The sequence below is a fragment of the Microbulbifer sp. S227A genome, assembly GCF_049800935.1.
In genome coordinates, this window is sequence record NZ_JBNAFZ010000001.1 from 731,222 (window position 1) to 743,785 (window position 12,564).

11 protein-coding genes are annotated in these 12,564 nt (G+C 62.9%); 4 read left to right on the forward strand and 7 right to left on the reverse strand.

Annotated features, from left to right (window positions below; genetic code table 11):
• Positions 1-92 precede the first annotated feature (92 nt).
• From ACP15R_RS03605 to ACP15R_RS03615, 3 genes are read left to right on the forward strand one after another with little or no spacing between them, the layout of a single operon-like run.
• Positions 93-1,055 carry a threonine-phosphate decarboxylase gene (locus tag ACP15R_RS03605; RefSeq protein WP_424985008.1) on the forward strand — a complete coding sequence of 321 codons (963 nt, stop codon included), beginning with the start codon at positions 93-95 and terminating at the stop codon, positions 1,053-1,055.
• Complete coding sequence (gene cbiB / locus ACP15R_RS03610) at positions 1,052-1,978, forward strand: adenosylcobinamide-phosphate synthase CbiB (protein WP_424985009.1); 927 nt, start codon at positions 1,052-1,054, stop codon at positions 1,976-1,978. Before ACP15R_RS03605 ends, cbiB begins: the two co-directional genes overlap by 4 nt.
• A 29-nt stretch (positions 1,979-2,007) precedes the next feature.
• A complete protein-coding gene (locus ACP15R_RS03615) occupies positions 2,008-3,177 on the forward strand; it encodes a lytic murein transglycosylase (RefSeq protein ID WP_424985010.1) in 1,170 nt (389 codons plus the stop codon).
• Positions 3,178-3,204: 27 nt separating this feature from the next.
• Here ACP15R_RS03615 and smc read toward each other — a convergent pair whose 3' ends face one another.
• Both smc and ACP15R_RS03625 read right to left on the reverse strand, forming a co-directional pair.
• Positions 3,205-6,660, reverse strand: a complete 3,456-nt coding sequence (gene smc / locus ACP15R_RS03620; protein WP_424985011.1) for a chromosome segregation protein SMC — start codon at positions 6,658-6,660, stop codon at positions 3,205-3,207.
• Positions 6,661-6,802: 142 nt separating this feature from the next.
• Positions 6,803-7,210 (reverse strand): hypothetical protein, encoded by a 408-nt coding sequence (locus tag ACP15R_RS03625; protein ID WP_424985012.1) that lies wholly within the window; start codon positions 7,208-7,210, stop codon positions 6,803-6,805.
• A 124-nt stretch (positions 7,211-7,334) separates the two neighbouring features.
• Here ACP15R_RS03625 and ACP15R_RS03630 point away from each other — a divergent pair, with 124 nt between their 5' ends.
• Complete coding sequence (locus ACP15R_RS03630) at positions 7,335-8,102, forward strand: FadR/GntR family transcriptional regulator (protein ID WP_424985013.1); 768 nt, start codon at positions 7,335-7,337, stop codon at positions 8,100-8,102.
• Here ACP15R_RS03630 and ACP15R_RS03635 read toward each other — a convergent pair.
• The 5 genes from ACP15R_RS03635 to ACP15R_RS03655 all read right to left on the reverse strand — a co-directional run bounded on the left by ACP15R_RS03635 (position 8,099) and on the right by ACP15R_RS03655 (position 12,559).
• Positions 8,099-9,370: a glycosyltransferase family 4 protein gene (locus tag ACP15R_RS03635; protein WP_424985014.1), complete on the reverse strand. Its 1,272-nt coding sequence runs from the start codon at positions 9,368-9,370 to the stop codon at positions 8,099-8,101. The genes ACP15R_RS03630 and ACP15R_RS03635 overlap by 4 nt on opposite strands.
• The gene (locus tag ACP15R_RS03640) at positions 9,361-9,831 is read right to left on the reverse strand and encodes an N-acetyltransferase family protein (protein WP_424985015.1); all 471 of its coding nucleotides are present in this window, start codon (positions 9,829-9,831) and stop codon (positions 9,361-9,363) included. Before ACP15R_RS03640 ends, ACP15R_RS03635 begins: the two co-directional genes overlap by 10 nt.
• On the reverse strand, positions 9,828-10,934 hold the full coding sequence (locus ACP15R_RS03645; protein WP_424985016.1) for a DegT/DnrJ/EryC1/StrS family aminotransferase: 1,107 nt from the start codon (positions 10,932-10,934) through the stop codon (positions 9,828-9,830). The genes ACP15R_RS03640 and ACP15R_RS03645 overlap by 4 nt, the downstream gene beginning before the upstream one ends.
• Positions 10,931-11,854, reverse strand: coding sequence for a hypothetical protein (locus tag ACP15R_RS03650; protein ID WP_424985017.1), 924 nt, complete (start codon positions 11,852-11,854; stop codon positions 10,931-10,933). The genes ACP15R_RS03645 and ACP15R_RS03650 overlap by 4 nt, the downstream gene beginning before the upstream one ends.
• Before the next feature lie 144 nt (positions 11,855-11,998).
• Positions 11,999-12,559, reverse strand: a complete 561-nt coding sequence (locus ACP15R_RS03655) for a F0F1 ATP synthase subunit B (RefSeq protein WP_424985018.1) — start codon at positions 12,557-12,559, stop codon at positions 11,999-12,001.
• Positions 12,560-12,564: the final 5 nt, after the last annotated feature.

A 12,564-nucleotide genomic window follows, 5' to 3' on the forward strand; every position in this document is an offset into this window, starting at 1 on the left:
GAGGTGGTTCACCCTACGACACCATCCTTGTGATTCCGGCGAAAATCCGCTTGAACAGCGTTAAAATTGACGAAAACGTGAAGTATTGGCCAATGTCCCTCCCAACACGACAGCCCAAGCAAAGCGACCGTGACCATGGCGGGCGAATCGATGCCGCAGTCGACAGATACGGGGGCAAGCGGGACGATTGGATCGACCTGTCCACCGGGATCAACCCGGTGCCCTACCCGCTGACCGGGTTCGCGGCGCGCGACTGGAACACCCTGCCGGACGAGGCTGCGCAACTCGCCCTGAGCGATGCGGCGCGGGCGTTCTGGGCGGTTCCGGACGGGGCCGAGATCCTCGCGGCCCCCGGCGCCTCGGCGCTGATCGCGCGGATACCCGCCCTCGCCCCGGCGGCACGGGTGCGGATCACCAAGCCGACCTATAACGAACACGCCGCCGCGTTTTCCGCCAATGGCTGGCAGGTCGCCGCCGATGGACCAGCCCAGGCCCGCGTTCTGGTCAATCCGAACAATCCGGACGGGCGGATATGGCAGGGCAGCGACGCCGAGGCCGATCTCGCGGTGATCGACGAGAGTTTTTGCGACGTGACCCCAGAGGCAAGCCTCGTTCACCTCGCGGCACAACCCGGTCGGATCGTGCTCAAGAGCTTTGGCAAGTTCTGGGGCCTGGCAGGGCTGCGACTGGGCTTTGCCATCGCCGCGCCGGGGACAATCGCGCGCCTGTCGGAAATGCTCGGCCCCTGGCCGGTCTCGGGTCCGGCCCTGCGCGTCGGGGCGGCGGCCCTGCGGGATCTCGCATGGGCCGACGAAACGCGTACCCGCCTGCACCAAGACGCCTGCCGGCTTGATGACATCATGACATCTCGGGGTGCCCGGATCGCCGGGGGCACCGACCTGTTCCGCCTGTATGCGGTTGACGATGCCGCCGCCTGGCAGGATCGGCTTGCCCGGCACCATATCTGGTCGCGCATTTTCCCCTATTCGCAGAGCTTCCTGCGCCTTGGCCTGCCGCCGGCCGACGGGTGGCAACGCCTGGCAGACGCGGTTTGACCACCGCTCTGGCCCTTGTTCTGGCGCTGATCCTTGACGCGCTGCTGGGCGAACCTGGCTGGCTATGGTCGCGCTTGCCGCATCCCGCCGTGCTGGCGGGGCGGACCGTGGGGTGGCTGGACCGCAGGCTGAACCGGGGCGCGGCGCGGCGGTTCAGGGGGGCAATGGCGCTGCTGCTTCTGGTCGCGATCGCGGCGGCCGCCGGGTATGTGCTCGGCCTGGTGGGCCCCGTGGTTGAAATCCTCGCGGCGGCGATCCTGCTGGCACAGAGATCGCTTGTCCAGCATGTCGCGGCGGTGGCCCAGGCGCTGCGCCGCACGCTAGGTGACGGGCGCCGCACCGTCGCGATGATCGTCAGCCGCGATTGCCGCGACATGGGCGCGGACCAGGTCGCACGCTCTGCCATCGAAAGCGCCGCAGAAAATCTAAGCGACGGGGTGATTGCCCCGGCCTTCTGGTTCCTCGTCGCCGGGTTGCCCGGCCTTCTGATCTACAAGATCGTCAACACCGCCGACAGCATGATCGGCTATCGCAATGACCGCTATCTCGCCTTTGGCTGGGCGGCGGCGCGGCTTGACGACGTGCTGAACCTGATCCCGGCGCGGCTCACCGGGCTGATGATTGCTCTTCTAACCGGTCAGCTGCGCCAGTGGCCCGCGATTGCGCGGGATGCCCGCCAGCATCGCTCGCCCAATGCCGGCTGGCCCGAAGCCGCCATGGCCCGCGCCCTTGATCTCGCGCTGGCCGGACCGCGCAGCTATGATGGCCAGCTCAGGCAGCTGGCCTGGGTCAACGGCTCCGCGCGCAAGGACATCGGCGCGGCAGAGATCGACGCGGCGGTCGCGATCCTCTGGCGGGTCTGGTGGGGGGTGCTGGTGATGGCAATGGTCATTGCAACCCCGCATCTGCTGTCGCTAATCTGAACCAAGTTCAGTTGAAACCGGGCCAGACCATGCGCATCTTCACCATTTTCCTGTCGGCGATGATGCTGGCAGGCCCCGTTCACGCCACATGCGGCGGATCATTTTCCACTTTCGTTTCCGGGCTCAGGGACCAGGCCATCGCGGCGGGGCACGCGCCCGCAACCGTGGATGCGTTTTTCGCCTCGGCCCAACCCGACCAGCGGGTGCTGCGCGCGGACCGCTCGCAAGGGGTGTTCCAGAAACCCTTCATCGCGTTTTCCCGCCGGTTGATCTCGCAAAACCGCATCGATCGGGGCCGCAACAATGCACGGACATATGACGCCGTCTTTGACCGAATCGAAGCCGAATACGGCGTGCCCCGCGGCGTGCTTCTGGCGTTTTGGGCGCTTGAAACCGACTATGGCGCGGTCCAGGGCGATTTCAACACGCTGAACGCCCTGCTGACCCTGTCGCATGATTGCCGGCGGCCAGAGCTGTTTCGCCCGCAGATCCTTGCCGCGCTGAAACTCTATGAACGCGGTGATTTCAGCCCCACCCGCACCACCGGCGCATGGGCCGGGGAAATCGGCATGGTCCAGATGCTGCCCAGCGACATCCTTGAAAACGGCATCGACGGGGATGGCGACGGGCAGGTCTCGCTCAAGAAGTCTGCCCCCGATGCTCTGATGTCGGGCGGGCGCATGTTGGCGCATCTGGGCTGGCGCGCAGGCGAGCCGTGGTTGCAGGAGGTTGTGCTGCCCGATACGCTCGACTGGTCGCAAACCGGCATCGATCACCGCAAGACCGTTGCCGACTGGCGCGCGCTTGGCGTCAGCGCAAGGCAGGGCAACCTTGGCGCGGACAACCTGGCGGCGTCGATCATCCTGCCCCAGGGGCACAAGGGGCCGGCCTTTATCGCCTATCCGAATTTCAACGTCTATTTCGAATGGAACCAGAGCTTTGTCTATGTCCTGACCGCCGCCTACTTCGCGACCCGGCTGGAAGGCGCGCAAATCTATGATGCCGGGGCTCCCGATCCCGGGCTGAGCGGCGCAGAGATGAAACACCTGCAGACCCGGTTGCAGGCGCGCGGTCATGATGTCGGACAAATCGACGGCATCCTCGGCGCGCGCACCCGCCGCGCCGTCCAGGCCGAACAGGCGCGGCTTGGCCTGCCCGCCGATGCCTGGCCCACCGCCCTCCTGCTGTCGCGCCTCTAGGCGTCACCGCGTTCATCCGCGCGGCGGTCAGGCCACCATCGACTCGGCCTTTTTCAGATCGACCGACACCAGCTGCGACACCCCCTGCTCGGCCATGGTCACACCAAACAGCCTGTCCATCCTGCTCATGGTGACCGCATGGTGCGTGATGATCAGGAACCGTGTGTCGGTCTGGCGACACATCTCGTCGAGCAGGTCGCAAAACCGCGTCACGTTGGCATCGTCCAGCGGCGCGTCCACCTCGTCGAGCACACAGATCGGCGCCGGATTGGCAAGGAACACCGCAAAGATCAACGCCATGGCCGTCAGGGTCTGCTCCCCACCGGACAACAGCGACAGCGTGCTCAGCTTCTTGCCCGGCGGCTGGCACATGATCTCAAGCCCCGCTTCCAGCGGATCGTCGCTTTCGACCATCACCAGGTTGGCCTCGCCGCCGCCGAACAGATGTTTGAACAGCAGCGAAAAGTTGCTGTTCACCTGTTCAAATGCGGTCAACAGCCGCTCCCGCCCCTCGCGGTTCAGGCTGGCAATGCCACTGCGCAGGGTCTTGATCGCCTCTTCCAGATCGGCCTTTTCCCCCTGCAACGTGTCATGCTCTTCCTGCACTTCCCTGGCATCTTCCTCGGCCCGCAGGTTCACCGCCCCCAACGCGTCTCGCTGCCGTTTGTGGCGGCTGACCTCGGCCTCGAGCGCCTCTGCATCCGGCATCTCGTCGGGGTTCACATCCAGTTGGTTGAGCAGCTGGTTCGGCGTGAGCTGCTGTTCATCGGCGATCCGTTCGGCGGCATGGCCGACGCTTTCGCGCGCCGCCTCCATCCGCGCCTCGGCCCGGGCGCGCGCCTCGCGGGCTTCGGACGCCGTGCGCTCGGCGTCGCGCTCGGCATGAACCGCATCGCGCTGCGCTGTTTCCCCGGATGACAGCGCGTCGGCGGCCTCGGTCCGCCGGATTTCGGCCTTGGTGATCTCGACCGAGAGTTCCTCGCGCCTGATGGCGATCTCCTCGGGTGCGGCGCTGGCCTCGTCCAGTTCCTGTTCCGATACAAGCTTGCGCTCGGCCAGTTCCGAGATGCGTTTTTCCGCCGTCTCGAGCCGGTGCCGCCAACCGCTCAGCTCCTTGGTGACCTCCTGGCTGCGCCGGGTGCGAGCTTCGCCTTCGCGGCGCAGCTCGTCATGGGCCGAGCGACGCGACATCATGGTGATCCGGCTCGCTTCGACGGTCATCTTGATATCGTCCGCCGCCGCCCGTGCCGCATCCAGATCGCCCAGGTCGTCCAGCGCCCGCTCGGCTTCGCGCAATTGTGTCCGCGCCGCCATTGCCTCTTCCTCGTGGCGCGACACCGCCAGCCCCAGCGATTCAAGCCTGCCCTGCGCCAGGTTGCGATCCGCCTCGGCCCGGCTGAGCGCGCGCCCCGCGTCGGTCACCGCCCGGTCGGCATCCCGCCGCGCCGCACGGGCCGCCTGGTCTGCCGCCGCCAGGTCCGCCAGCGTCTGGGTCAGCGCCTCATGTGCCTGCGCCGCCCCCTCGGCCCGGGCCGTGGCCTGGGCCGATGCCTGCTTGAGCTCTTCCAGCCGGTTCAACTGCTGCAAGCGCAACGCCGCCGCACTGGGCGCGTCCTCGGCCCATGCGCGGAACCCGTCCCACCGCCAAAGATCGCCCTCCAGCGACACCAGCCGCTGGCCCGGCATCAGATCCCCTTGCAGCCGTGGCCCGTCATCCGCCGCAACGAGACCGATCTGGCCCATGCGGCGCTGCAACACCTCGGGCACCGACACGTGGTTCGAAAGCGGCGTGATGCCACCCGGCAGCGCCTGCGGCGCGGCATAGCCCGGCAGCACCGTCCAGCCGGAGGGCCCGTCGCCCTCGACCTCGGGCGCGCGCAGATCGTCGGCCAGCGCCGCCCCAAGCGCCTTTTCAAACCCCTGTTCGACCTGCAAACGGTCCAGAACCTGGCCGCCCTCGGCGGTATCCCGTTCAAGCAGCTTGCTCAGCGCGGTGACTTCGGCCTGCAACGCGTTCAATTCGCCGGTCGCCTCGGACCGTTCGGCGCGCGCATCCGCCTCGCGCTCATGTGCTTCTGCCCGCTGCGCCTCGGTCTGGCTCAGCACTTCCTCGGCATTTGCCGCAGCCTCGACCGCAACTTCCTCGGCCTCGGTGGCGCGCTCCAGCTCCTGCCCGGCCGTATCCACCGCCGTGCGCGCCTCGTTCATGGCATCGCGCGCCCGTTCGGCCTCGGCCTCGGACTTGGCCTGTGTCTTGCGGCTGTCCTCGAGCAACCGCTGTGCCGAGTGATACCGCGCCGCAAGCCGCGCCACGTCTTCGGTCTGCTGGGCCAGGTCGGTCTCGCGCGCCTGCAGGACCGCCGCCGCCTCCTGCGCCAGTTCCGCAGCCTCTGCGAGCCGGTCCGCGTGACCTTCGCCCGCCTTGTGCAATTCCCGCAACTCCCAGTCCAGCCGCTCGATCGTGTCATCGGCATCGCGGTTCAGCCCCGCCTCGCGATCGATGTCGCGGCCCAACTGTTCGATCCGGCCGGTCAGGGTGTCGATCGTCTGCCGGGCCCGGCTTTCCTGGTCCGAAAGCGTGTCGCGCTGCACCTGCAGGCGTTGCAGGATCGCGGCGGCGATGGCCTCTTCCTCGCGCAGGGGGGGCAACGCATCGTCCAGCTCGGCCCGCAGCTTGGCCGCCTGCCGCGCCGCCGCCTCGGCCTGCGATGCTTCGGTGACCCGCGCGCGCAGCACATCCTCGGCAGCCGCCCGCGCCGCATCGGCCTCTTTCCAGCGGCTATAGAGCAACATGCCCTCGGCCTGGCGCAGCTGCTCCCCGATGGTGCGATACCGCGCTGCCTGCCGCGCCTGTCGGGCCAGTTGTGCAAGCTGCGTCGCCAATTGCTCGACCACGTCATCGACCCGCACAAGATTGCTTTCCGCGCCCCTGAGTTTCAATTCCGCCTCGTGCCGCCGCTGATACAGGCCCGAGATACCCGCCGCCTCTTCGAGGATCCGCCGCCGCGACTTGGGTTTGGCGTTGATCAGTTCGGCGATCTGGCCCTGCCGCACGAGCGCCGGCGAATGCGCTCCGGTCGAGGCATCGGCAAACAGCATCTGCACATCGCGCGCGCGCACATCCTTGGTATTGGCCTTGTAGGCGCTGCCCACGTCGCGGGTGATGCGCCGCACGATATCTACGCTGTCCGCGTCATTGAACCCCGCCGGCGCAAGGCGATCAGAATTGTCGATATGCAGGCAGACCTCGGCAAAATTGCGCGCCGGGCGGGTGGCGGCCCCGGCAAAGATCACGTCCTCCATGCCGCCGCCCCGCATCGCGGTTGGTCGGTTTTCGCCCATCACCCAACGCAGCGCTTCCAGCAGGTTCGACTTGCCACAGCCGTTTGGCCCCACCACACCGGTCAGACCATCCGCGATGATCAGATCGGTCGGGTCAACAAAGCTCTTGAAGCCGGTCAGTCGAAGTTTGGTAAAGCGCACTGTCGGACCTGTCGTGATTCCTGCCTGAGTCCGAAATGTGCCGCCTTGCCCCCTCCCGAGTCAACGCGTTTGCGCTTTATCTGGGCAAATCGGCGGAGTTTTCCACAATATATTGATACGGCACCAAGCGCATATGCCCGGATCAATAGGGATCACAATCATAATCGTAGTAGGGTGCCCCCGGCACGTCATCCAGCCAGCTGCTCAGTTGAACACAGCTGTAAGAGAGTGGCGACGGACGGGTCGACCAGTCAGGCGGGCGGCCGCCGCAAGACAGCTCGCCGGTCATCTGCGCCTGGTCCCCCAGCACCCGCACGACCGTGCAACCGCTGACCTGCGCCATCGCAAAACCGGCCCTTTCGGGAAGCGGCCCAAGCCGCGGCGCATATTGCGGGTTGACCCGGATCGCCTCGGCCAGATCGCCCCGCACGCGAATGTCAAAGACGCTGCCCGCGACGCTGACGCGCGTAGCGGGGATGCCATGAAAATAACGCCCCGGGGTGCCACATCCCGCAAGCCCGAGCAGCAATGCCAAGATCAGCCGAACCATGGCCGGATACTGCACCGCCTCGCGTAAAGGAAGGGTTACGCATCACGCGAACACATTGACCACAATGACGGTTGAAACCCCTCTGAAACCGGTCATAATATTTGACCAATCAGCGAGGCCCAAGATGCCGTTTCAGAAAGTCCAGACGGAAAAGCTCTCAACCGCGGTGGTTCGGCAGATCGAGGAATTGATCCTGCGCGGCATTCTGCGCCCCGGCGAGCGTCTGCCCTCGGAGCGGGAATTGTCGGAACGGCTTGGCGTGTCGCGCCCAAGCCTTCGGGACGCGGTGGCCGAGTTGCAGGACAAGGGGTTGCTGACCCCGCGCGCGGGATCCGGCGTGTTTGTCGCCGAGGTGCTGGGCTCGGCCTTTTCTCCGGCGCTCACCGAATTGTTCGCCCGGCATGACGAGGCGGTGTTCGACTATCTGTCGTTCCGGCGCGATATCGAGGCGCTGGCCGCGGACCGCGCCGCGCGGCTCGGAAGCGAGAACGACCTTGCGGTGATCCAGGCTGTCTTTGACCGGATGGCCAGCCCGAAACGACGCAGCGCACAGGACGACGCCGAGCTGGATGCGCAGTTTCACAGCGCCATCATGGATGCGAGCCACAATGTCGTCATGCTGCACATGATGCGATCAATGTTCGATCTGCTGCGCAATGGCGTGTTCTACAACCGGCAGGTCATCTTTGAACAACGCACCAGCCGCGACGCCCTGCTGGATCAGCATCGCGCCATAAACGACGCGATCCAGGCCCGCGACCCCGCTGCCGCCCGTTCCGCCGTGGTGGCCCATCTGACCTATGTCGAGCAAGCCCTGCAAGACCAACGCCGCGCCGACCGCAACGCACGCATCGCGCAACAGCGCCTTCAGCACGAAACCACCTCACCTTAAAGGAAGGGCGAGGAACGCAACAAGGCCTGATCATCCGAAGTAAGAGGACTGCCCAGCAGCCTGCGATAATGTGCCCGAAAATGGCGGCAAGTGCGCTCCCAATTCAGATCGTCCACACGCTTTTTCCCACGGCTTGCGAGGTCTTGCCTCAACTTTTCATCAGACCAAATTCGATTCAGGGCTTCTCCGATCCGCCCAACATCCTCAGGATCAAACAACAACGCCGCCTCACCGACTTGTTCCGGCAGCGACGTCACCGATGAGCAAGCGACCGGTGTATTGGCCAGAAAAGCCTCCCAGATCGGGAAGCTTGCTGCCTCGTGCAAGGACGGCACAACAACACAGCGGGCAAGCGAATAAAGACATTGCAATTCGATGGGCGACACAAAGCCAATGAAGCGAATGTTCTGCTCAAAGCCAAGTTCCGTGGCCCGCGCGGCAATGGCTTTGTGGTGATCGTTTTTCTGGCCGCTGAATACAAAGGAGATATCCGCGCCCCCGGATTCCCGGAGCCGTGCCGCAGCTTCGATCAATCGAATATGGTTTTTGTGCTTCCACGTCTGGGCAGGATAAAAGGCGAACTGCTTTGGCAGTCCGAACTTCTCGATCGCTTGCTTGAGATCCGCCGCATCAGGTGTTCCATAACCGAGGTTCGGAGGGGCAAATGGAACAACCGAAACCTTTTCTTCGGGCAGATCATATTGGGCAACGACGTCTGACTTTACCCAAGAGGATACCGTGGCAACCATTCGCGCCGACTTGCAAAAATATCGATAGACTCTCTCGCGCCTTGCAATCTCTTCGGGATCAAAAAAATCGGGAAAGTGAAGATGCTGCAAATCGTGCGGGTGATAGATATGAGGGATGTCGGTGGCAATTGCATGCTGAATGGTAAAGTGCATGAGATCGATTCCCGCCGCCTCGATCCTGCCGTTGCTGCCCTCGACAGATTCAGGCGCACCCAATCGCCGGGCCATGTCCTTGGCGAGTTTGCGTTCATGGCGTCTCTGCCACCAATAGGACAGTCGCCCCCCCAAATTACGGGTCGTCGCCACATGGCGCTCTGGTTTAGGGGCGCGCGACATCAAGAGTCTACAATTGTCTCCGAGAAAAGGCTCCAGCCAATCGGCTTCTCCAGGTTTGACCAAGAAATGGTACTCTTCGTCGCCGTCGGAAAGTTTCGAGAAACCCTGCGCGAGACCAAGCACAACCATCTCGACCCCACCGGACCAGCCGCCTCCAACACGGGCGTCAATACCTATGCGCATTCAAGCTCTCTCCGTCCGATCAATTCGCCCGCTGACCCTGAATGCTCATCAAATTGATAGTCGAACCGCCGATACAATCGCTGTGCTGCTGTGTTGTCACTGTTAACTTTCAGCTCCACACGGGTTGCGCCCTTTTCGGCAGCCACGCGATGCAGATACGTCATCATCGCTTCAGCCCAACCGCAACCACGGGCTTCTGGACGCGTGGCAAGCCCTAGGCGCGGCACTTCATAGCCGTCTGCCCAGCCGCGCAACATCCCGTAGGCTTCGATTCGCCCATCCTCAAAGCCGGCTACAAACACATCCCGGTCGCTGCCGCAGATTATTTTCGCGGTGGCGGCGTCAAAGGGATGCGGATGAAAAAAGGCACGGTCCGTGTCGCTTAGCGCTTCAAAAAATGCCGTCAGCGTAATCCAATCATCCGGTCGTAGCGGTCTGATTTGTTCAAGCTTTACGATCATCTGGAAAAATCACGGATCAATGTACAAATCTTTTCAATCTGTGCCGGTTCTAGTGAGGCATAAGTCGGCAAATTCATTCCAGATCCGGCCAAAAGATCGGTATTGGGCAGATCAACTTTGTTTGCCCCTTTGGCCTCGTAAGGTGGCAGCTTGTGCAGTGGATAAAAGAACGGGCGAGTGTCGACGCCATTCTCAAGAAGGTGCGCGGCCAACTCATCCCGCGTGTGTCCATAGGTATCGGCATCCACGGTTAGGCAGAACAACCATGGTGATCGTTTCGCCCAGGCCGCCACTGGCTGAAATCCGATGCCCGGGGCATTCGCCAACAGGCTTTCGTATCTATCGAAAACGGCCTGCCTCTGCGCCAGGATCGTTTCGGCACGCTCAATCTGCGCACATAGAATGGCAGCGGCGATGTTCGTCAGACGAAAATTATGGCCAATAACCGGAAAGTAATACCTGCGGTGCGGATCGACTCCCTGCCCCCTTATGGTCCTGGCCTTTTGAAGAAGCGTCTCGTCGCTTAGCGTTACTGCTCCGCCCTCTCCCGAAGTTAGCACCTTGTTTCCAAAGAATGAAAACGTCGCGATACTTGACAATGATCCGACGCGACGTCCCTTGTATTCAGCCAGCGGCGCTTCTGCCGCATCTTCAACAACCCACAGATCGTTCGCGGCCGCTATCTGGTTAATTCTATCCACATCAGCCGGGTGGCCATAGAGATGAACCGCAATGATGCCCTTCGTTCGAGGAGTGATCGCCGACTCAATCAAAGACGGGTCGATACACCAGGTACTTGGCTCAACATCCACAAACACCGGTGTCGCACCAACATAGCGCACGGCATTGGCTGTCGCGACATAGGTAAGCGAGGGCACCAGAACCTCGTCCCCCGGGCCAACATCCAATGTCAGCATGGCAAGGTGCAATGCGGCGGTTCCATTGCAGACCGCCAGACCGAAACGGGAGTCACAGAGTGGGGCAAATTCCTGTTCGAAACGATCAAGAAACGCACCCGTGGAGGATATCCATGTACTGGATAATGCCTCCAGAACATACTTCTCTTCGTTACCACCAAGATCCGGGATCGCAACGGGAATCATGCCAATTTTCCTCTTATTATCTTGGCCAGACGGCGAACAAGCCCCCGGCGACGATGGGCTTCCCCGAAGTTTCCGTGTTGCTCGCGCAGATGCTCTGAGATTGTTTCGTAGGCCCCCATATCTTCGATCACCTGCATTCGCATATCAATCTTGGGGGCATGCTGGGCGAGCGCTGTAGAATAGCGGTCACTCTTCGCGCAATGGGTTCCACTCCCATCATGACCAATATTCTGCACAAGACTTTCGCCTGGATTCAGATGCAGCATCCCATTCAAGAAGTTCCATACGTAAAATCGAATTGCCCATGAATCGTTTCGCCCGGCCACCTGGTCCTTGAGCATATTTGAGAATCCGGCGGCCGAGCCGAAATCCAGTTCATATGAGAGATTCAAATCCTCGAGTTCCCGCAACAAGCGTTCGCCATCCCAATTGACGCGCTGCCAGACCCGCCGCCAACTTGCCCAACCCCAACTCGTTCCCTTTCGGGAAAAAAAGCTTTCGGGGAGGCCCGGAATTGTTTCCATGTATCCGCTGACACTGCCCACATTCTCGCAATCCGAATAGGCTGTCAGCGCCGCGTTCATGTAGCTCAGAAATGCGGGCGAGGTCACGATATCGTCTTCAACCACGATGGCGCGCCCGTGATCGGACATCATTCGGGTCACGCCGTCTTGTATAGAGGTGGCCAGCCCGGCATTTTCATCGCGGGCGATGACGTTCAGGCTGGCAAATCCTCTCTGCGCCTTGGCGATATCGATCACTTGGCGCACCGGCTCGACATCGCGGTCGTCCCTTGGGCCGTCCACGAATACGGTGAGCGGCGTCTGATCCGCCAGCGGCGAGGCCGACAAGGCCGCCAGGGTTTGCCGCGTGTGTTCGGGACGCCGAAACGCGAAAACGCAGACAGGTGCAACGGTCATGATGGTGGGTTCGCGTCCATGGGTCGGGTCAAACTCCTGCGGACCCTAGACAATCGCCCCGGCATTGGCAATTCCATCCGCCAAAGCGAAAGCCCCGGCGTCAGGCGACAGCCGGGGCTTCTGCATTCCGTGATGGGGCGCGGGTCAATGCAGCTTGGCATCGACCTCGGCAATGGCGTTGTCGATCAGCTTGTTGCCATCGGCGGCGGTCATCTGTTTGCCGATCACTTCGCGCGCCGTGGCGACGGCGATGAGTACGGCCTGATCGCGCACTTCCTTGATGGCCGAAGCCTCCGCAGAGGCGATCTGACCCTCGGCCGCGGCGATGCGGCGTTCGATCGAAAGCTGAAGGTCCGCCTTGGCCTGCTCGGCCGCCTGCGCGGCTTCGTCGCGCGCGGTGGTCACGATGCGGTCGGCCTGTTCCTGAACTTCCTTCTGCTTGCGCTCATAGGATGCCAGGATGGTCTGCGCTTCTTCCCGCAGGGCGCGGGCTTCGTCGAGCTCCGACTTGATGCCTTCTGCCCGGCCGTCCAGCATGCCGCCCAGCTTGCCGGGCACTTTCATGTAGAACAGCACACCGATAAAGAGCAGGAACGCCAGCAGAACAACAAAGTTGGTGTTCTCGAGCGAAAAGAACGGGCCGCTGGCCGCCAGCGCGGGGCTGGCCGCGCCGAATGTCAGGACAAGGGCGATGATGTTGCGCATATCTC